The organism is Burkholderia cepacia, from assembly GCF_001039005.1.
Lineage (GTDB): Bacteria > Pseudomonadota > Gammaproteobacteria > Burkholderiales > Burkholderiaceae > Burkholderia > Burkholderia theae.
On record NZ_LDWR01000009.1, the window covers coordinates 88,631 to 109,108 of the forward strand.

Sequence of the window (20,478 nt, forward strand, 5' to 3'; positions counted from 1 at the left end):
CAGGCGCATATCAAGGAGATCGACCATGAAGCTGTTCGGAAAACTGATTTGGACCGGCGCGCTGTCGGCAATGGTGGCATTGAGTGCGTCGGCGCTCGCCGACACGAAACCGACGCTGAAGATCGGCTACGTCGAAGGCTGGGACGACAGCGTCGCGACGTCGAACGTCGCGGCCCGCGTGATCGAGAAGAAACTCGGCTACCAGGTGCAGCTCGTGCCGGTGGCCGCCGGGATCATGTGGCAGGGCGTGGCGCGCGGCGATCTCGATGCGACGCTGTCCGCGTGGCTGCCGGTGACGCACGGCTCGTACTGGGATGAGTACAAGGCCAAGGTCGTCGACCTCGGCGCGAATTTCCCGGATGCGAAGATCGGCCTGATCGTGCCTGCGTATGTGAAGGCGAAGAGCATCGACGACCTGAACGCGGAGAAGGCCAATTTCGGCGGCCGGATCGTCGGCATCGATGCAGGCGCCGGCGTGATGCGCAAGACCGACGAAGCGATCAAGAGCTACGGGCTGAACTACACGTTGATGCCGAGTTCGGGCAGCGCGATGACGGCCGAGCTGTCGCGTTCGGTCAATGCGAACAAACCCGTCATCGTGACGGGCTGGGCGCCGCACTGGATGTTCGCGAAGTGGAAGCTGCGCTTCCTCGAGGATCCGAAGAAGGTGTTTGGCGGCGCCGAGCACGTCGATAGCGTCGCGAATCCGTCGCTTGAAACGAAGGCCAAGCCGGTCGCCGCGTTCCTGAAGAAATTCCAGTGGAAGCCGGGTGAAATCGACAGCGTGATGCTGGCGATCCAGAACGGTTCGAAGCCGGAAGCGGCCGCCGATGCGTGGATTGCGGCGCATGCCGACCGCGTGAATGCGTGGACGGAAGGCGCGCAGTAAATCGTCACAAGAATCCCTAAAACAAGCAGTCCGGGGATGGTTGGAAGGATTCCTAATGAAATTGGAAACTATCCAACCATATCCCGGAATTTTTTTGATGATTGTGCAAGAATGCGCAAAGGTTGTTACACTGCGCCTCTTGTGCGGAGTCATCACAGGAGGAATTGGATGAGTCAGGCAGGACTGCGTGCGAACCGCACCAGTGATGTTGAGGCAACCATCTCACATGATTCGACGGGCCACACGCTGCATCGTGGCCTGACTTGGAAAGACGCATTCTGGGTAACGAGCGGCGTGCCGGCAGGCGTGCTGTTCACGATCGGCGGCGTATGCGCGACGATCGGCCAGCCCGCGTGGGCGATCTGGATCGCCGCGATCACGATGGGGCTGATTCAAAGCGCGACTTATGCGGAAATATCGGGACTATTTCCCCATAAATCGGGCGGCGCGTCGGTGTATGGCGCGATCGGCTGGGTCCGTTACAGCAAGCTGATTGCCCCGGTGTCCGTGTGGTGCAACTGGCTCGCGTGGTCGCCGATGCTCGCGCTCGGCTGCGGCCTCGCGGCGAGTTATGCGCTCACGAGTCTCTTTCCCGCCAACGCGGCGGTGCTGCACTGGCAGCTCAAGGTTGCGGATCTCGGGTTCATCAAGCCGGGTCTGTCCCTGCGGATCAACGCGACGTTCATCATCGCAACGATCCTGCTTCTCATCACGTTCAAGCTTCAACACAGCGGTGCATCGAAGGCTGCGCGCACGCAGCGTATTCTCGGCATTGCGTCGCTCACGCCGCTGTTGATCGTCGGCATCGTGCCGTTCGTCACCGGCGACGTGCCGATGTCGAACCTGCTTCCGCTGCTGCCGCTCGGTCACGACGCGCACGGCAACCTCACGACCGCGACGTTCGGCTCGTGGAACGGGCAAGGCGTCACGATGGCGCTCGGCGCGATGTTCATGGCCGGCTGGGCGTCGTACGGTTTCGAAACGGCCGTGTGCTACACGCGCGAATTCCGCGATCCGCGCCGTGACACCGCGAAGGCGATCTTCTGGTCGGGCGCATTGTGCCTCGTCGTGATGACGCTCGTGCCGCTGGCGTTCCAGGGCGCGCTCGGCACGCGGGCGATGCTCGATCCGTCGATCGGTGATGGCACCGGCGTGGCGGCCGCGATGGCGAAGATCGTCGGCGGCGGCGCATGGGTCGCGAATGCGGTCGTCGTGATGCTGATGCTGTCGATCCTGCTGATCGTGATGACGTCGATGATGGGCTCGTCGCGCACGCTGTATCAGGCGTCGGTCGACGGCTGGCTGCCGAAGTACCTGTCGCACGTGAACGAGCACGGCTCGCCCACGCGCGCGATGTGGACCGATCTCGGCTTCAACCTCGTGTTGCTGATGATGTCGGACTACATGACGGTGCTGTCGATCTCGAACGTCTGCTACATGTTGTTCGTATTCCTGAATCTTCAGTCGGGCTGGATTCACCGGATGGATCGCGGCAACTGGGATCGGCCGTTCCGCTGCCCGACCTGGCTGCTCGTCGGCGGCGCGATCTGCGGTTATGCGAACCTCGTTTATGTCGGCGCAGGCGCGAACCTGCAGGGTGACGGCACACTGCGCAACGGGCTGATCGCGATGCTGCTGATCGTGCCGGTGTTCCTCTATCGTCACTACTGGCAGGATCGCGGCCGGTTCCCCGCACAGATGCAGCGCGACATGGAGCTCGAAGTGCCGAAGCGCGCGATGTGGCTGAATCTGATGCCTTATGCAGCGCTGATCGGTGCGGGGCTGACGATCTGGTTGTCGTATTACTTCGCGTGGGCGAAGTGACGCGTCTGTCCGTGTAACGGTGCGCAGCGTCCGGAAACCGCACACGGACGCTGCGATCGATCTCGTGGCAGGCAACGAAGCCCGACCGGCTTGCAAGCGGTCGGGCTTTCGTCGTTCAGGGCCGGCAGCGTTGCCGGCATGGGCGGTGTATTCACGCAATCGAGACCGCTTGATTTTGGGAATGATCGGTTCTAATATCCGTTCTCATGAGCCCGATCCCGACTCCTTCCGGCTCCCGCGACAGGGGGCGTCCACGCGAATTCGACACCGACGAGGTGATCGACGCCGCCGCGCGCGTGTTCTGGGAGCAGGGGTATCACGCGACGTCGATCGACGCATTGTGCGACGCGACCGGCGTGTTTCGCGGCAGCCTGTATCGGACGTTCGGCGACAAGCACGGGTTGCTGGTCGCCGCGTTCGACCGTTATGCGGAAGGCGCGGTGGCACGGCTCAAGGAGCGTCTCGCGGCGGATCTCCAGCCGCGGCAGGCGCTCAGAGAGGCGCTCATGCACTATACGAAAGTCGGTGCGCGCCTGTCGGAGCGTCGCGGCTGTTTCATCACGAACGCGGCCATCGAACTGCTGCCCGGCGACGACGAACTGCGCCCGCACATCGAGTCGACGCTGCTGCGCATCGCCACGCAACTGAGCCTCGCCGTGGCGCGCGGCCAGCAGTCGGGCGACTTCGATCGGAACCTCGATCCGGAAGACGTCGGCCGGTTCCTGCTTTGCCTGATCCAGGGCATGCGCGTGCTGGGCAAGTCGAGTGCGTCGGAGGCGGAGCTAACATCGATCGTCGATATCGCGGTGCGGGCACTGACCTGATTTTTTTGATTATTTTGAGAATGATCGGTTTCAAATATTAGGCATTCCCCATGCCTCCATCGAGACCGTGAAGGGCAGGCAAAACCGGCAAGAAAATTAACAAACCGCCGCCGCTGCGCACCGTCGCACCGGCATCATCTTTCGATTAATTTGGGAACGATCGTTCATGAATAATACGCATATCGCAATGCCCGCCGCGAGCGCGTACGGGAAAGGTATCGTCGCATGCGTGACCGCGACGATCCTGATGGGCGTGATGTTCCCGGTGATGACCGATGCGTTGCGGTACATCGATCCCTTCACGTTCACGTCGCTGCGTTACCTGGTCGCCGGTACCGGCTTCATCGTGTTGCTGCGGATCGTCGAAGGGCCGGGTGCGTTCCGGCCTGCCGGCGAGTCCGTGCCGTTCGCGTGGCTGCTCGGTTCGATCGGCTTCTGCGGATTCGGATCGTTCGTGTTCCTGGGCCAGCAACTGGCCGGCGACGAAGGCGCGCTGACCGCGTCGATCATGATGGCGACACAGCCGATGATGGGGCTCCTGCTCAACGCGCTGGTGCGGCGCGTCGCGCCGGCCTTGGTATCGGTGCTGTTCGTCGTGCTGTCCTTTACCGGCGTTGCGCTCGTCATCACGCGCGGCGGCGTGATGGCCGCGCTGCACGCACCGCAGCACTACGCGGCCAATGCGCTGATCATCGTCGGTGCGTTGTGCTGGGTCGTCTATACGTTCGGCGCGGCGCGCTTCACCCGCTGGTCGGCACTGAAATACACGACCGTCACGACGTGGCTCGGACTGACCACGATCGTCGCGGTCAATCTGGTGCTGGTCGCCACGCACCGGATCGCCGCGCCGTCACTGGCCGAGGTGCACGCGGTCCTGCCGCATCTCGCGTACATGGGGCCGGTGGCCGGCTTCGGCGCGATCCTGCTGTGGATGACCGGCAACCGGAACCTGGGGCCGATGAATGGCGTGCTGTTCATGGACATCGTGCCCATCACGGCATTCATCGTGTCTGCCTTCACGGGCGTGGTGCCCAATCGCGCGCAGATCGTGGGCGCCGCGCTGACGGGCGTGGCGCTGATCCTCAACAACCTGTACTTGCGGCGCCGCGCGCGGCGACTCGCGCCAGCGACTGCGCGCATGCCGTCGGCTTCCGCGTGACGGACGGCCCATCCGGCGCGTAGCGTACCCGCTTATGAAAACACCACCGTCCGATCGCCGTTCAAAAACACGCGTCGCTCGATGAATGCCTTCACTGCACGCGCGAGCGTGATCGATTCGACGTCACGCCCCACCGCGAGCAGCTGCTCCGGCCGCAGCGCGTGATCGACGCGCTCGACGACCTGCTCGATGATCGGGCCTTCGTCGAGATCGTCGGTGACGAAGTGCGCGGTCGCGCCGATCAGCTTCACGCCGCGCGCATGCGCCTGGTGATACGGTTTCGCGCCCTTGAAGCCGGGCAGGAACGAGTGATGGATGTTGATCGCGCGGTTCGCGAGTTTCGCGCTCGTTTCCTGCGACAGCACCTGCATGTAGCGCGCGAGGATCACGAGCTCGGCACCGCTCGATTCGAAGAAGTCGAGCCACTGCGCTTCCTGCTGCGCCTTGGTGTCGGCAGTGATCGGGAAATGCCGGAACGGCAGCCCGTGCTGCGCGGCGAGCGGCTCGAAGTCGGGATGGTTCGACACGATGCCGACGATATCCATCTTCAGTTCGCCCATCCGCCAGCGGAACAGCAGGTCCGCGAGGCAGTGCTCGAGCTTCGACACCATGATCATCACTTTCGGCCGCGCGTTCACGTCGTGGATCGCCCATTGCATGTCGCCGTCGTGGCCGCCGAGCGCGGCCGCGATCGGCGCGAACTCCTGGCGCAGCGCGTCGATCTGCAGCGTTTCATCCGTCGGATGAAAGACGCAGCGCACGAAGAAACGGTTGCTGAGATCGTCGTCGAACACGTTCAGCGCATCGACATAACAGCGATGGCGATCGAGAAAGCCGACGACGGCGGCGACCTGGCCGGCCGCGCTCGGGCACGACAGTGTCAGGACGAATTGATCGGGGCGGTGCTCGGCGGTCATGAGACTCCTCGGTTTGCATGGGGCGCACGGCCGTGCGGCGGCGCACGAAAGCGCCGCGCCGCGCGGTTGGCGGGAGGCTCAAGTAAATCAGGACGATTTTGGGGAGGATAGAACCAACGCGCCGTGTGGCTGGTATCGGCGCGCCAGCGCGCGGAGGGGGCAGGCTCGGCGCGTCAGGCGCTCGCGCACGCGTCGAGCAGCCAGCGCCGGAACACGTGGGTCGCGTCCGGCTCGGGCCGTTGCGGCGGCCGCACCAGGAAGTAGCCGCGCGATGTGACGACGGGCGCGTCGACGAGCTTCACGAGCTGGCCGGACGCGACGAGCTCGTCGACGAGCGGCGACCAGCCGAGCGCGACGCCTTCGCCGAGCAGCGCCGCGTGGATCACGAGCGCGTAGCTGTTGAAAGTCACGCCGCGCGCGGCGGCGGCCGTGTCGAGGCCGTGCGCGTCGAACCAGCCGGACCACGACAGCCAGCGCTCGGGGCGCGTCGGCTGCACGTGCAGCAGCGGCAGCGCGAGCAATTGGTCGGCCCGCGCGACGTGCGGGTGCGCATTGCGGAACGCGGGCGAGCACACGGGCGTGACGGATTCGGGGAAGAGCCGCGCAGCCGTGCACGACGGCCAGTGGCCGTCGCCGAACAGGATCGCGATGTCGCCGTGGTCGCGCTGCGCGTCGTAATCCTGTGACGTGACCACGCGCACGTCGACATCCGGCATCACGCGCTTCAGGCCCGCCAGGCGCGGCATCAGCCAGTAGGTCGCGAAGCCGAAGTCGGTGACGATCGTGAGCGCGCCATGCTCGCGGCGCGCGCGCAGCGTCGCGGTGGCGCCGCGCAGCGTGTCGAGGCTCAGCCGCACGGCTTCGTACAGGCACTCGCCGTCGGCCGTCAGCGTGACGCCGCGCGGGCTGCGCTCGAACAGCGGCACGCCGAGCTCGGCCTCGAGCTGGAACACCTGCTGGCTCACCGCCGGCTGCGTCGAGCCGAGCTCGCGCGCGGCGGCCGTGAAGCTCGCGAGCCGGGCAGCCGATTCGAACGCGCGCAGCGCCTGCATCGACGGTAACGGTTCGGATTTCGACATAAGCCCCTCTAATGGCCCCATAAGGGCAGGACGCCTACCCGCCCGAATTCGGGCGGGTGATAGTGCATCGGACGGCACGGCACGCGCGCTTCACGGCCGCAGCACCCGGCCTTCCGCGATTCTAGCCAGTCGCGACGGGCACGCGCGGCACTTTCTGCGGGCCGCGTCCGTCATGCCGGACGTCTCGCTGCCCGAGCGGCGCGCCGTTCCATTCGAACACCGCTTTCCCCACGACCGCCGATGACGAACCCGACACCCAACATCCTGATCCTGATGGCCGACCAGCTCACGCCGTTCGCGCTGCCGGCGTACGGCAACCGCGTCGCGCGCACGCCGACGCTCGACCGGCTCGCCGCGCAAGGCGTGGTGTTCGACGCCGCGTACTGCGCGAGCCCGCTGTGCGCGCCGTCGCGTTTCTCGCTGCTGACCGGCAAGCTGCCATCGGGGATCGGCGCCTACGATAACGCCGCCGAATTGCCGGCGCAAACGCTGACGTTCGCGCACTACCTGCGCGCGGGCGGCTACCGGACGATGCTGTCCGGCAAGATGCATTTTTGCGGGCCCGACCAGCTGCACGGCTTCGAGGAGCGGCTCACGACCGACATCTATCCGGCCGATTTCGGCTGGGTGCCCGACTGGGACAGCCCGGCCGAGCGGCCGAGCTGGTATCACAACATGAGTTCGGTGCTGGAGGCCGGCCCGTGCGTGCGCACCAACCAGCTCGATTTCGACGACGAGGTCACGTTCGCCGCGAAGCAGAAGCTGTACGACGTCGCGCGCGAACGCGCGGCCGGCCACGATGCACGGCCGTTCTGCATGGTCGTGTCGCTGACCCATCCGCACGACCCGTATGCGATCACGCGCGAATACTGGGACCTGTACCGCGACGACGAGATCGACATGCCGGCCGTGCGGCTCGGCGCGGCGGACAGCGACCCGCATTCGCAGCGGCTGCGCTTCGTCTGCGAGAACGACCGCACGCCGCCGACCGACGCGCAGATCCGCGCCGCGCGCCGTGCGTACTACGGCGCGACGTCCTACGTCGACACGCAGTTCGGCAGCGTGCTGGCTGCGCTCGAGCAGTGCGGGTTCGCCGACGACACGATCGTGATCGTCACGTCGGACCACGGCGACATGCTCGGCGAGCGCGGGCTCTGGTACAAGATGACGTTCTTCGAAGGCGGCTGCCGCGTGCCGCTGATCGTCCATGCGCCGGGCCGTTTCAACGCTGCGCGCGTGCACGGCCCCGTGTCGCACGTCGACCTGCTGCCGACCCTCGTCGACCTGGCCGGCGCAGCGCCCGCCGGAGGCTGGCCCGACCCTGTCGACGGTGCGAGCCTCGTGCCGCACCTGCACGGCACGCCTGCGCACGATGTCGCGCTCGGCGAATACCTCGCGGAAGGCGCGGTCGCGCCGGTCGTGATGATTCGCCGCGGCGACTGGAAGTACGTGCATTGCCCGGCCGATCCCGACCAGCTTTACAACGTCGCGGACGACCCGCGCGAGCTGACGAACCTGGCCGGCACACCGGAAGCCGCCAACGTGCTCGCCGCGTTCCGTGCGCAAGCCGCGCAACGCTGGAACCTGCCCGAACTCGACCGGCAGGTGCGCGCGAGCCAGCGGCGCCGGCGCTTCCATTACGCGGCGACGACGCAGGGCCGCATCCACGCGTGGGACTGGCAGCCGTTCACCGACGCGAGCCAGCGTTACATGCGCAATCACATCGAACTCGACACGCTCGAGGCGATGGCGCGTTTTCCGCGTGTCGGGCGCTGAGTGTCCCGCATCGCGAACCTGAACGAACGACGGAGGAAGCGGACGATGGAACGGCAATGCAAAACAGCAATCCGGATCGGCGCGGCGCTTGCCGCGGCCGCCTGCCTGATGACGACGCAGGGCGCGCACGGGGCCGACCCGCAGACGTGCGGCGACGTGAAGATGGCGGCGCCCGGCTGGACCGACATCGACGCGACGAACGCGATGGCGGGCGTCGTGCTGAAGGCGCTTGGCTACCGGCAGGACGTGGCGAACCTGTCGGTGCCGATCACGTACCAGGGGCTCAAGAAAGGGCAGGTCGACGTGTTCCTCGGCAACTGGATGCCCGCGCAGGCGCCGCTCGTGAAGCCGTTCGTCGACGAGAAGTCGATCGACGTGCTGCACGCGAACCTGAGCGGCGCGAAGTTCACGCTCGCCGTGCCCGACTACGTGGCGGCCGCGGGCGTGCATACGTTCGCCGATCTCGCGCGCTACGCCGATCGCTTCGGCGGCAAGATCTACGGGATCGAGCCCGGTGCGCCCGCGAACCAGAACATCAAGCGGATGCTGTCCGACCATGCGCTCGGCCCGGCGAACTGGTCGCTCGTCGAATCGAGCGAGACGGGCATGCTCACGCAGGTCGAGCGCGCGGTGCGCGACAAGCGCTGGATCGTGTTTCTCGGCTGGGAGCCGCACCTGATGAACACGAAGTTCCACCTGACCTACCTGTCCGGCGGCGATACCTATTTCGGCCCGAACTACGGTGGCGCGACGGTCAACACGGTTACGCGTGCCGGGTTTGCCGGCCAGTGCGCGAACCTGGCGCGGCTGTTCCGGCAGATGACGTTCTCCGTCGACGTCGAGAACCGGATGATCGCCGACATGCTCGACCACAAAACCTCGCCCGCACTTGCGGCGCAGCATGCGCTGAAGGCCGACCCGGCGCTGGTCGCCGGCTGGCTGGATGGCGTGACGACCGCCGCCGGCGCACCGGGCCTGCCGGCCGTGCGCGCGGCCCTCGACAGCCATTGACCACCCCTCTGGCGGCCGGTTTTTGCCGCGCCGCCTGTCTACGTGTTTTCCCGACCGGTCGCATCGTGACCATTTGGTGTCGCCTTCAGACGGGTGACCCGAAATATGGGTTTGTATTTTTCGCCAATGGCTGCGTTATTGCGAAAAACGAAATGCCGGAGCCAGCGGGCGCACTGAATTCGAATCCACCGGCGCATCGGGGTACGCGCCGGGACGAGGTTCTTTCCATCGAACGGTTCAGGGAGGGTGGTCGATAATGAAGCACACGAAAGTCGCCGTAGCCGCCGCGCTTGCATGCGCGGCCAGCATTCCCGCCATCGGGCATGCCCAGAGCAGCGTGACGCTGTACGGGATTCTCGACGCGGGCATCACGTATGTGAACAACACCGGCGGCTCGCACGTGGTCAAGTTCGACGACGGCGTCGCGTACGGGAACCGCTTCGGCCTGAAGGGCACGGAAGACCTGGGCGGTGGCCTGAAGGCGGTGTTCACCCTCGAAAGCGGCTTCCGCCTCGGCACCGGGCAACTCGGCTTCGGTGGCTCGGAGTTCGGCCGGCAGGCGTATGTCGGCCTGCAGAACGACTGGGGCACGCTGTCGTTCGGCAACCAGCTCGACATCACGAACGAACTCGTGTCGATCTACAACATCTCGGCGTGGGGCAGCGGTTATGCGATCCACCAGGGCGACTTCGACCGCTTCAACGGCGACCGCCTGCCGAATTCGGTGAAGTTCCTGTCGAACGATCTCAGCGGCTTCAAGTTCGGTGCGATGTACTCGTTCGGCAACGTCGCGGGCAACTTCCATCGCAACAGCGCATGGAGCGCGGGCGCGAGCTTCACGAAGGGCGACTTCTCGATCGGCGCCGCGTACACGCGCCTGAACAACCCGAACGGCATCTATGCGTTTGACCCGTACGCGATGATCGGCACGCACACGTTCCTCGGCCAGCAGACCGTCACCGTCGATCCGGCGACCGGCGCGCGCACCGACCTGTTTGCGAACACGCCGATGGACGTCGACAGCCAGGGCACGTTCGGCATCGGCTCGAGCTACACGATCGACAAGCTGACGCTCGACGCCAACTTCTCGTACACGACGATCAAGGGCTTCGGCCAGTCGTCGCACATGCAGGTGTATGAAGGCGGCGGCTCGTACCAGTTCACGCCGGCGCTGAGCCTGATCGCGGGTTACCAGCACACGCGCTTCGAAGGCCATCACTGGAACCAGGGCACGGCGGGCCTGCACTACATGCTGTCGAAGCGCACGGACGTGTACATCTCCGGCGATTACCTGCGCGCGTCGCAGGGCGTCGATGCGGTGATCGGCTACAGCTTCACGCCGTCGACGACGCAGACGCAGGCCGACGTGCGGATCGGGATGCGGCATTCGTTCTGAGCAGGGTGGTTTGGAGCAGCGACGTCTTCAGCGAGGTCTCTCTTTGGCGCGAACTGTGGTTCGCGCTTTTTTTTGCTTGACGGGTGTGAGCCGGCATGAGATCCGTCCGGTCAAGGCCGGCTGCCTGGCCACCGCACCGGCATCGTCACCGGGATCGGCCGCTCGATGGTATTGACCCGTGCCGTCCATAGGCGCTAGCATCGTCCGCATGCTTAATCGCGCCCATTTCCTCTCCTCGCTGATCCGTGCATGTTGTCAGAACGTGCCAGGGGGAAATTGCGTCTAGCGAACTCGCTAAACTTTCAAGCAATCGCCTTCCGGCCGCCTGTGATGCAAAACAGGCGGCCTTTTTGTTTTTGGGCCGACACTTTCGGGACGGAGAAACTCGATGCCGCTTGCGCTGTATGACACCTGGTCGCGTACCGTGCGCCCGTTCACGCCAATCCGTGCCGGGCAGGTCGGCATGTACTGCTGCGGCCCCACGGTCTACGACGATGCCCACATCGGCAACCTGAGAACCTACGTGTTCGAGGACCTCCTGCGGCGCGTACTGATGCGCAACGGATACGAGGTCCGGCACGTCGTCAATATCACCGATGTCGGCCACCTGACTTCGGATGCGGACGAAGGCGAAGACAAGATGGAAAAGGGGAGCCGTCGGACCGGCGAATCGGCGTGGGCCATCGCCCGGCGCTACACCGACGCTTTCGTCCGGGACTGGCGCATGCTCCACCTGCTCGAGCCGACGGTCTGGTGCCGTGCCACGGATCACATCGCCGAACAGATTGCGTTCATCGATACGCTCGACCGGGCCGGCTACGTCTATCGGACGGACGATGGCCTCTACTTCGACACCAGTCGGCAGGACGACTACGGTTATCTCGCGCGGCTGGATCGCGAAGGGTTGCAGGCGGGCAAGCGGGTAGCGCTGGGCGAGAAGCGGAGCATCACGGATTTTGCGTTGTGGAAGTTCAGCCCGGCCGGCGTCAAGCGGCAAATGGAATGGGATAGCCCGTGGGGGCGCGGCTTTCCGGGCTGGCATATCGAATGCTCGGCGATGTCGGCGAAGTATCTCGGGACGTTGTTCGATATCCATTGCGGCGGCGAGGATCATATCGCCGTGCATCACAGCAACGAGATCGCGCAGACTCGGGCGGCCCACGGCACGCGACTCGCGAATTACTGGATGCACGGGCACTTCCTGACGCTCGACGCCGATACGAAGATGTCGAAGTCGAGCGGCGATTTCGTCCGTCTGCAGGCCTTGCAGAGCCGGAATGTCGATCCGCTCGCGTACCGTTACCTGTGCCTGACCGCCCATTACCGCAGCAAGCTGCATTTCACGTGGGCGTCTCTCGATGCGGCACACACCGCGTTGAACCGGCTTCGGCACCTCTATGCCGGCTGGCCGGACGGAGGGCGCATCGATACGGATTTTTCCGCGCGATTCGACGCGGAAGTGAACGACGACCTGAATCTGCCCAGGGCGCTCGCGGTGCTCTGGGATCTGGCCAGGAGCAACCTGCCACCCGCAACCTTGAAAGCGACCGTGGACAGCTTCGACGACGTGCTCGGCCTCGGTTTGCGCGAATGGAGGCCGGTTGCGTTCGACATGCCGGAACACGTTCGCGTGTTGCTCGGCGATCGTGAGCGCGCGAGGGCGGACAAGGACTGGGCGCAAGCCGACCGGATTCGGGAAGTGTTGAGCGCCCAGGGCTGGAGAGTCGAGGACACCCAGGAAGGTCAACGCCTGTTCGGCATCGGCATCGGCATCGGCTCGACCGATACGGGCATCCCGCCGCGGTGAAGCCTGCGGGCCGCCTGCATCGGAAGATCCGGTGCCCGAGCCCCCTCCGGCGGCGGCGATCAACGCGACCGCCGGAACTGTCATCCCCGATGTCCGGACGATGTTGCCGGGCATGTCCCCGGCCCGTTTTCCGCGGTTGGCATATCATCGCGATTTGGCCGCGTCGGCACCGTTGTCGCGCGCACGCCTCAGCGTGCGCAGTCGCTTTCCCGAACGGTACCGGCGCGTAGCGCCGACTGCCCAGACCTCGATGACCGACTCCGTGCCCGACCCCAGTCCTTTATCCCCGTTACCCGCGAACCTGTTCCGTCACGCACCGTTCCAGCGCTTCTGGGGCACGCGCGTGATGTCGTCCCTGGCATTCCAGATCCTGTCGGTCGCGATCGGCTGGTATGTCTATGCGCTTACGCACAGCGCCTTCGCGCTCGGTCTCGTCGGCCTCGCGCAGTTCGTGCCGATGTTCGCGCTGACGCTCGTCGTCGGGCAGGTAGCCGACCGCTACGACCGCCGGCGTATCGCGACGATCTGCCAGGGCGTCGAGGCGCTGGCCGCCGGCGTGTTCCTGCTCGGTGCCGTGCAAGGATGGCTGGCCGCGCCGGCCGTGTATGCGCTCGCGGCGATCGTCGGCACGGCCCGCGCGTTCGAGTCGCCGTCGGTGTCGTCGCTGCTGCCGGCCGTGGTGCCGCGCACCGACCTGCCGCGCGCAACCGCGCTGTCGACGTCGGCCAACCAGGCTGCGCAGATCCTCGGGCCCGCGTTCGGCGGCTTGCTTTACGGAGTCGGTGCGCCCGCCGCGTTCGGCACGAGCGTCGTGGCGTTCGCGATCGCGGCGATGCTGAGCGGCACGATTCCGCTGCGCAGCGCGCCGCCCGCACGCGAGCCGGTCACGTTGCGTTCGGTGTTCTCCGGGATCGTGTTCATCCGGCGCGAACCGGCGATCCTCGGCGCACTGTCGCTCGACCTGTTCGCGGTGCTGTTCGGCGGCGCGACCGCGCTGCTGCCGATCTACGCGCGCGATATCCTGCAGGTCGGCCCGTGGGGGCTCGGCGCGCTGCGTGCGGCACCCGCGGTCGGTGCGCTCGCGGGCACGCTGTGGCTCACGCGTTTTCCGCTGAAGGGGCGGCCGGGCCGAGCGATGTTCGGTGGCGTGATCGCGTTCGGTATCGCGACGATCGTGTTCGGGGTGTCGCGGCACTTCGCGCTGTCGCTCGTGGCGCTGGCCGCGCTTGGCGCGTCGGACGTGGTCAGCGTCGTCGTGCGCCTGTCGCTCGTGCAGCTTCGCACGCCCGACGACATGCTCGGCCGCGTGAGCGCGGTCAATTCGCTGTTCATCGGCACGTCGAATCAGCTCGGCGAATTCGAATCGGGCGTGACGGCCGCATGGTGGGGCGCGCCGACGGCGATCGTCGTCGGCGGCGCCGCGACGATCGCGGTCGCGCTCGCATGGATGCGGTTGTTTCCGCAGCTCACGAACATGAAATCGCTCGAGCGCGACGTCTGACGCGCATCACGCGTCCTGCGTCACGCGCACGGCCGTGCCGTAGCAGATGACTTCCGTCACGCCCGCGCCGATCTCGGTCGAGTCGTAGCGCATCGCGACGATCGCGTTCGCGCCGAGCTTGCGCGCATCGTCGAGCATCTTGTCGAATGCGTGCTGGCGAGCCTTCTCGCACAGCGACGTATAGAGTGTGATGTTGCCGCCGAAGATCGTCTGCAGCGATGCGCCGAACGAGCCGACGATCGAGCGCGAGCGCACGATGATGCCCTGTGCGACGCCGAGCGAGCGGACGGTCGTATGGCCGGGCAGGTCGAAGGCGGTCGTGACGCGAGCGGGCGACAGGTCGTCGATGGAGCGGGAGGTGTCGATCATGGCGGGAGGCGTGTAGCGGAGTGGTCGAGTGACGATTCTATCCGGATGCGCGCGCGCGTCCGGTTCGATCGAGTCGATCGAGCGGCAGGTGGCTTGCCATGAAGGCTTCCACGAAGGTTGTTAGTGCATGCGTCTCGACGGAATGCTGACCGGAATCGTCGGGAAAGAAGCGTGTGCGAACGATGCGCACACGCTTCCTTCGTTTCCGGACGGACGGATGGACCGACAAACGATCCGTCAGCGCGCCGTCAGGGCTTCACGGCCGTACCGCCATCCCCGCCGAGATCGACCGCATAGGCCAGCGCCAGCTTGCCGAACTTCAGCGCATGGTTCGCCTGGCGATCCGAGTTCTCCAGCGTGTCGTTCACGGTATGGATATACGGGCTGTCGTTCTGGTCGGCTTCGAACGGGAACGACGCCGGATAACCCTGCGCATTCCACGACGCGTGATCCGAGCACGCATACCCGCACTGCGACGTGCCGATCGCGAGTTCCGGCAGGTAGGTCTTCGCCAGATTCGTCAGGTAGGTGTTCTGCGCCGCGTTCGTGTAGTCGGTGATCAGGTAAATGTCCTTCGGATCGCCCTTGTAGTTCGTCATGTCGAGCTGCAGCACGCCGACCACGTTCGCATTCTGCGCGCGGAACTGTTTCGCGATCGCCTTCGAGCCGAGCAGCCCGGCTTCCTCGGCCGCATACCCGATGACCTTGATCGTCCGCTTCGGCCGGTAGTTGTTCGCGAGCAGCACGCGCAGCGCTTCGGTGAGGCTCGCGATACCCGACGCATCGTCGTCCGCGCCGGGCGAGCGCGTGTTTTCCGTCGTGCGGCCGACGGTCGAATCGAGGTGGCCGCCCAGCACGATGGTGCCCGCGGCGGGATCGCTGCCGCGGATCGTCAGGATTACGGATTTCTGCGGGAAGCCCGTGTGCGCGAATTGCTCGACGGTGATGTCGGCACGCGAACCCGCGAGTTGCTTCCACTGCAGCGCGAGCCAGTCCGATGCGGCGACGCCGTGCGATGTCGTGTAGTAGCGGTTCGTGAAGCTGGACAGCGACGTGATCGTGCCGACGATGTTGCTGGCCTGCAGTTGCTGGATCCAGGTGCTGATCTGCGGCGCGTTCGATGCCTTGAACACGGGTGCGGCCGCCTGCTTCGCGAGCGCGGCAGGCAACGGCTGCAGCGCCTGGCGTGCTTCGTCGAACGAATCGTGCACGACGTAACCGGGCCCGTGGCCGCGCGTATGGTGGACTGCGTGAGCCAGTTCGCCGAGCCGCGCGTCGTCGATCTCGACGACGTGAACGGTTTCGCGGCGCGCGGTGCCGTCGGCCGACTTGCCGGCGTCGACGGTCGTGCTGTATTGCGCGGTTGCGCTCGCATCGATGCGTTGAAGCTGGCGGAACGACGCGTCGCCGAGCGTGATCCACACGGGCGTCGCGTGCGCGGCGGCGGTCAGCAGCATGCCGCCCAGCGCGGCGCTCAGGCGGGTCAATTTCAGAGTAGGCATGTTCGATCTCGTGAGGGTAGCGATGTCGAGGAAGAGGGCGTGCCGCAGGTCGTGCGATGCGCCCCCGCCTGCTGCGGGATTACGATTTCTGCGGCACGGTCACGCCGTACGTGCAGCTCTTGTTGTACGCATTGCCGATCGCGGTGAGCTGCGCGTTGCTGTAGCCGAGCGCGGAGGCGGCCGTCAGCACGGCCTGCGCGGCGGCCTTCTGGTTGGTCGAGCTGTTCGTCATCGACAGCCCCTTCAGGAACGCCTTGTCCATCGCCTGCGCGCCGATCGCGTCGCGCGCGACGAGGTTGCACGAGGCCCAGTACTGGCCGGCCGTATGGATCTCCGCGCCGCGCGCCTGCGCATAGGTGCGTCCGACGTTCCAGTTGGTCACGCGGCCGCCCCAGAACTCGTTGTGGCCGTCCCAGTTGTAGACCCAGTGGTACTGCGCATCCGACGGGCTCCACTGGTTGAAGTCGCGGCTGTACGCAGCGGCGAGATAGTCGCCCGTGCCTTCGGACAGCCCTTCCTGCTGCGACAGGCCGCCGTTCGTCACCCAGTCGTGGATGCCGTGGCCGAGCTCGTGAATCACGACGTCCGCATCTTCCGCATCGTCGACGCCGCCTTGCCCGAACGTCAGCCGGCCGCTGCTCGACGAGTACGACGAGTTGTCGTCGCCCGATTCGCCGTGCGGGTCGTACTGCACGCCGCCCGTGTACTGGTACGGCAGTGCCTTGATGCCGAGCGTCTGGTTCACGTAGCGCAGGAACGTGTCGATGTGGTAGTACGCGTTCACGGCCTCGAAATACAGGTTGCCGCGCGTGAACTCGAACGCGGGCGTCGACTGCACGGGGCACGCTTTGTCGAGCGGCGCATCGAAATCGACGCACACCGCGTACGGGCCCGACAGCGAATAGCGCGAGCCCGACTGCGCGAGATCCTTCAGCGTCACGCGCACGCGCGCGGCGGTGAGCTGCGACGAATCGGCGTCGTTGCTGTCCTTGTAGCCCGCGCTGCCGTAGCTGCTCTTCGTCGACGACAGCGGGTCGGGCCGGAACACGAAGCCGGTGCCGTCGGTGGCGTAGAACGCCTTGTCCTCGGCGCGCAGCACTTCGCCGCTGCCCGAGTCGATCAGCAGTTCCCAGTCGCCCTTCGGGCCGTCCTGCGGGCGGCCGCGCACCTTCCACGCGGTGTGCGTGCCGGTCTTGTCGACGAACGCGACGAGTTGCGCGTCCAGATTCGTGAAGCCGCTCACGCCGAGATACGCGCGGGCACGGTCGAGCGCTTGTTGCTGGTCGACGGCCTGCGACTTGCGCGATGTCGCGACCACGCCGTTGATCGTGTTGCTCGCCACATACAGGATGCGGCCGTCCTTCGCGATCGTCACCGCGATGTCGCTGCCGTACACGGGCAGCCCGGCTGCCTGCTGCTGCAGGCGCACGACGGTGAAGTCGGCGTCGTTGCGCTCCGACGTGACGACGAGGCTCGCGAGCGCGGCCGGGTCGAGCCCGAGCTGCGTGGCCTGCGACGCGACGAAGTCGCGCGCGGTGGCGCCGGGCGTCGTGGCGGCCTTCTTCACGCGATACGCGGGGTTGTACAGCGTGACGGCGACGCCGTCCGCACGGAACTGTCCGCCGGCCGTATCGGCTTTCGTGGCCGGCGGCGCGACGCCGCGCGTCAGGCTTTCGCGCAGGCTCGTTGCTTGCGGGTTCGAGACTTTCGTATCGGCCGAGGTGCCGCCGACGATGCCGAAACCGAGCGCGAGACCCAGGGCGAGCGGCAATGCTTTGCGTGATGTCTGCATACGTGATCCTCATCTCAACGGTTGGACACGCCCGCGCGCTCGTGGCGCGCAGGCACGACACGGCCCGCGCGCCGGTTCGATGGAACCGGAGCGACGAAGCGGTGTTGGGGTGTCGACTGACTTAGGAAACCTAAATGTCAGGTCGAAAAGAAATAGGCGGGAAAAGAAGTGGAGAAGCGAACGGCAGGCAGGTGCGGCGACGGCGAATCGAGCATCGTCATGTCATACCCCTCGGATCGGAATCGATATCGGTGGGCAGCCCGCGCGGCTCGATGTGCATCGAACCCAAGCGCGTCTCGTTAGGCTGCCTATCTAATTTCAGGATATGTTACAGAATATTTTCAACGACATTGCAAATTATTTTCGATGATCGCTTCGGTCCGTCGATCAATCGCCGGCATTGTTCAGCGAACGGCGGGAAGCGCTGCTGGAACGCGTAATACCGCGCCGGATTGTGATTAAAAGCCGCGACGATCAGCGCGTCGCGCGTCGGTCGCTGCGTGGGCTCACGCCGAAGCGCGCGCGATACGTTCGCGAGAAATGCGACGGCGATTCGAACCCGCACGCGACGCAGACCGACGTGATGCTCATGTCGGTCTGCTGCAGCAGCTCGCGAGCACGATCGAGGCGCAGGTTCAGGTAGAAGCGCGTCGGTGTGTCGTTCAGCGTCGCGCTGAACAGCCGTTCGAGCTGGCGCCGCGTGATCGATACGTCCTGCGCGAGCGCATCGGAGCCGAGCGGATTTTCCATGTGCCGCTGCATCGTGCCGATCACCTGGATCAGCTTGCGGTTGTGCACGCCGTAGCGCGCGGCGATTTCGAGCCGTTGGCTGTCCGAGCGCTGCCGGATGCGGCTGACGACGAATTGCTCGGAGATCGCCGCCGCGAGATCGGCGCCGTGCCGGCGCCCGATCAGGTCGAGCATCATGTCGATCGATGCGGTGCCGCCCGCGCACGTGATGCGCCGTTCGTCGATCTCGAACAGCTCCTGCGTCGCGTTCAGGCCGGGATAGCGCTCGCGGAACGCGGCAAGCGCTTCCCAGTGCAGCGTGAGCGGCTGCGACGCGTCGAACAGCCCGGCTTCCGCGAGCACGAAGCTGCCCGTGTCGATCCCGCCGAGTGTCGCGCCGTGCCGGTGCTGGCGGCGCAGCCAGTCGCCGAGCGCGCGCGTGTAGCACACGAGCGGATCGAAACCCGCGACGACGAACACCGTATCGACCTGCGCGACGTCCGCGCACGCGGCTTCGGCGGCGACCGGAATGCCGTTGCTCGCGGCGACGGGCGCGCCGTCGGCGCTGATCACGTGCCAGCGATAGAGCTCGGTGCGGAAGCGGTTCGCGACGCGCAGCGGTTCGACCGCGGACATGAAGCCGAGCGCGGAGAAGCCGGGCAGCAACAGGAAGTGGAAATCCTCGGGCATCGGGGCAGGGGATGGAATCCGGTGGTCGTCACGCAGTGCGGGGGCGGCGATCGGACGGGCACACGCCGCGGCCGGTTCGCAGTCGCCGAACGGTCAGCGGGAGATTATCGCGGGTTTTGCGGGGTTCAGCGTGTTTTTGCGGCGCGCACGGACCGGCGCGCGGTGGTCGACGGCAGCTCGCCGAACTGGGCCTTGTACGCGTTCGCGAAATGCCCGAGATGGATGAAGCCCCAGCGCGCGGCCGCGTCGCTGATCGGCAGGTCGGCCTGCCGCGTGTCGAGCAGCATGCGCCGCACCTGCGACAGGCGCAGCGAGCGCACGTAGTTCAGCGGGCTGGTCTGCACGACCGACTGGAAGCTGTTCTGCATCGTGCGCCGGCTCACGCGCAGCTGCGCGCACAGGCTCAGGATGTCGACCGGCGCCTCGGGGTGCTCGATCACATGGTCGTGCACGCGGCGCACGATGTCGGCGCGGCACGCGTGCGTGAGCCGGTTCGGCGGTTCGGGCATCCGGTACGTGAGGAGATCGACGAGCACGTTGCCGATGTCGCCGCGCAGTTCGCACTGCGCGCGCGCGTCGACGAACGCGTCGGGCGCCGCGAGCACGCGTTCGAGCTGCGTCGCGACCTGCAGGCTCGCGCGCATCAGCACGGCGGTCGGCATGTCGACGACGCCGCGCCGCAGCGTGGTTTCGTCGAGCCGCACATCGGCCGCATCCTCGATCTGCTGCGTCAGTGCGGCATCGACGACGACGCCGATCAGCGACATGTCGTCGGGCGAATGCAGTTCGAACGGCGCGCCGCCGCGCGCCATCACCATCGTGCCGCGTTCGATGCGCGCGCCACCGAATGCGAACGCGCCGGAGCCGGTGAGCGGCATGCCGAATACCGTATGGCCGGGCGGGAGCCGGCCGCGCTGGATGATGCGAACGTTCGCGGCTTCCTGAAACAGTTGCATGCCGTCGAGCACGGCGTGCTTGACGGCGCTGCGGTACGAGCCCGAACCGATCTGGTCGTAGCGCTGGTTCCAGCCGCGCAGCGCCTCGGCATGCCGGTCCGCGTCGTCGAACTTCTCGTGGAACACGAACACAGCGCCTCCGGGGATGTCGAGCAGGACCGCGCAAGATTAAACCGACCGCGCGGTCGGCGCAATAAGGAGGAGTGCGATTCGGCGCGCATGGGTCAGAGGGTCGGAAGCCGCGGGCGCAGGCGCCT

The 20,478-nt window shown here is 66.1% G+C and carries 16 protein-coding genes; 9 read left to right on the forward strand and 7 right to left on the reverse strand.

Translation table 11 applies throughout. The features are described 5' to 3' along the window. Positions 1 to 25 precede the first annotated feature (25 nt). The 4 genes from VL15_RS04330 (at position 26) to VL15_RS04345 (ending at position 4,696) form a co-directional block, all read left to right on the forward strand. Complete coding sequence (locus tag VL15_RS04330) at positions 26 to 889, forward strand: glycine betaine ABC transporter substrate-binding protein (protein WP_048243305.1); 864 nt, start codon at positions 26 to 28, stop codon at positions 887 to 889. A 168-nt stretch (positions 890 to 1,057) separates the two neighbouring features. Beyond that, positions 1,058 to 2,713, forward strand: coding sequence for an APC family permease (locus VL15_RS04335; protein ID WP_048243307.1), 1,656 nt, complete (start codon positions 1,058 to 1,060; stop codon positions 2,711 to 2,713). Positions 2,714 to 2,919: 206 nt separating this feature from the next. Further along, a complete protein-coding gene (locus VL15_RS04340) occupies positions 2,920 to 3,537 on the forward strand; it encodes a TetR/AcrR family transcriptional regulator (protein ID WP_048243308.1) in 618 nt (205 codons plus the stop codon). 166 nt (positions 3,538 to 3,703) lie between these two features. Further along, a complete protein-coding gene (locus VL15_RS04345) occupies positions 3,704 to 4,696 on the forward strand; it encodes a DMT family transporter (protein ID WP_048243310.1) in 993 nt (330 codons plus the stop codon). A gap of 32 nt (positions 4,697 to 4,728) precedes the next feature. On the opposite strand, the gene purU is transcribed toward VL15_RS04345, so the two are convergent. Together purU and VL15_RS04355 are read right to left on the reverse strand one after the other, a co-directional pair. Then, positions 4,729 to 5,613 (reverse strand): formyltetrahydrofolate deformylase, encoded by an 885-nt coding sequence (gene purU, locus VL15_RS04350; RefSeq protein WP_048243312.1) that lies wholly within the window; start codon positions 5,611 to 5,613, stop codon positions 4,729 to 4,731. A 173-nt stretch (positions 5,614 to 5,786) separates the two neighbouring features. Then, the gene (locus VL15_RS04355) at positions 5,787 to 6,692 is read right to left on the reverse strand and encodes a choline sulfate utilization transcriptional regulator (RefSeq protein ID WP_048243314.1); all 906 of its coding nucleotides are present in this window, start codon (positions 6,690 to 6,692) and stop codon (positions 5,787 to 5,789) included. A gap of 240 nt (positions 6,693 to 6,932) precedes the next feature. Between VL15_RS04355 and betC the strand changes: the two genes are divergently transcribed. The 5 genes from betC (at position 6,933) to VL15_RS04380 (ending at position 14,183) form a co-directional block, all read left to right on the forward strand. Continuing rightward, positions 6,933 to 8,468: a choline-sulfatase gene (gene betC / locus VL15_RS04360; protein ID WP_048243316.1), complete on the forward strand. Its 1,536-nt coding sequence runs from the start codon at positions 6,933 to 6,935 to the stop codon at positions 8,466 to 8,468. Between the two features lie 45 nt (positions 8,469 to 8,513). Then, positions 8,514 to 9,479 carry a choline ABC transporter substrate-binding protein gene (gene choX, locus VL15_RS04365; RefSeq protein ID WP_048243318.1) on the forward strand — a complete coding sequence of 322 codons (966 nt, stop codon included), beginning with the start codon at positions 8,514 to 8,516 and terminating at the stop codon, positions 9,477 to 9,479. 256 nt (positions 9,480 to 9,735) lie between these two features. Next, on the forward strand, positions 9,736 to 10,875 hold the full coding sequence (locus VL15_RS04370) for a porin (RefSeq protein WP_048243320.1): 1,140 nt from the start codon (positions 9,736 to 9,738) through the stop codon (positions 10,873 to 10,875). 388 nt (positions 10,876 to 11,263) lie between these two features. Next, positions 11,264 to 12,682, forward strand: a complete 1,419-nt coding sequence (gene cysS, locus VL15_RS04375) for a cysteine--tRNA ligase (protein ID WP_048243322.1) — start codon at positions 11,264 to 11,266, stop codon at positions 12,680 to 12,682. 250 nt (positions 12,683 to 12,932) lie between these two features. Further along, complete coding sequence (locus VL15_RS04380; protein WP_048243407.1) at positions 12,933 to 14,183, forward strand: MFS transporter; 1,251 nt, start codon at positions 12,933 to 12,935, stop codon at positions 14,181 to 14,183. Positions 14,184 to 14,189: 6 nt separating this feature from the next. On the opposite strand, the gene VL15_RS04385 is transcribed toward VL15_RS04380, so the two are convergent. From VL15_RS04385 to VL15_RS04405, 5 genes are all read right to left on the reverse strand, one after another. Then, positions 14,190 to 14,552 carry a YbjQ family protein gene (locus VL15_RS04385; protein WP_048243323.1) on the reverse strand — a complete coding sequence of 121 codons (363 nt, stop codon included), beginning with the start codon at positions 14,550 to 14,552 and terminating at the stop codon, positions 14,190 to 14,192. Between the two features lie 248 nt (positions 14,553 to 14,800). Further along, positions 14,801 to 16,054 (reverse strand): M20/M25/M40 family metallo-hydrolase, encoded by a 1,254-nt coding sequence (locus VL15_RS04390; protein ID WP_048243325.1) that lies wholly within the window; start codon positions 16,052 to 16,054, stop codon positions 14,801 to 14,803. Positions 16,055 to 16,133: 79 nt separating this feature from the next. After that, the gene (locus VL15_RS04395; protein ID WP_048243327.1) at positions 16,134 to 17,846 is read right to left on the reverse strand and encodes a M36 family metallopeptidase; all 1,713 of its coding nucleotides are present in this window, start codon (positions 17,844 to 17,846) and stop codon (positions 16,134 to 16,136) included. Between the two features lie 474 nt (positions 17,847 to 18,320). After that, the gene (locus VL15_RS04400; RefSeq protein ID WP_048243329.1) at positions 18,321 to 19,265 is read right to left on the reverse strand and encodes a GlxA family transcriptional regulator; all 945 of its coding nucleotides are present in this window, start codon (positions 19,263 to 19,265) and stop codon (positions 18,321 to 18,323) included. 125 nt (positions 19,266 to 19,390) lie between these two features. Then, positions 19,391 to 20,353 (reverse strand): helix-turn-helix domain-containing protein, encoded by a 963-nt coding sequence (locus VL15_RS04405; protein WP_048243331.1) that lies wholly within the window; start codon positions 20,351 to 20,353, stop codon positions 19,391 to 19,393. Between the last annotated feature and the right edge of the window lie 125 nt (positions 20,354 to 20,478).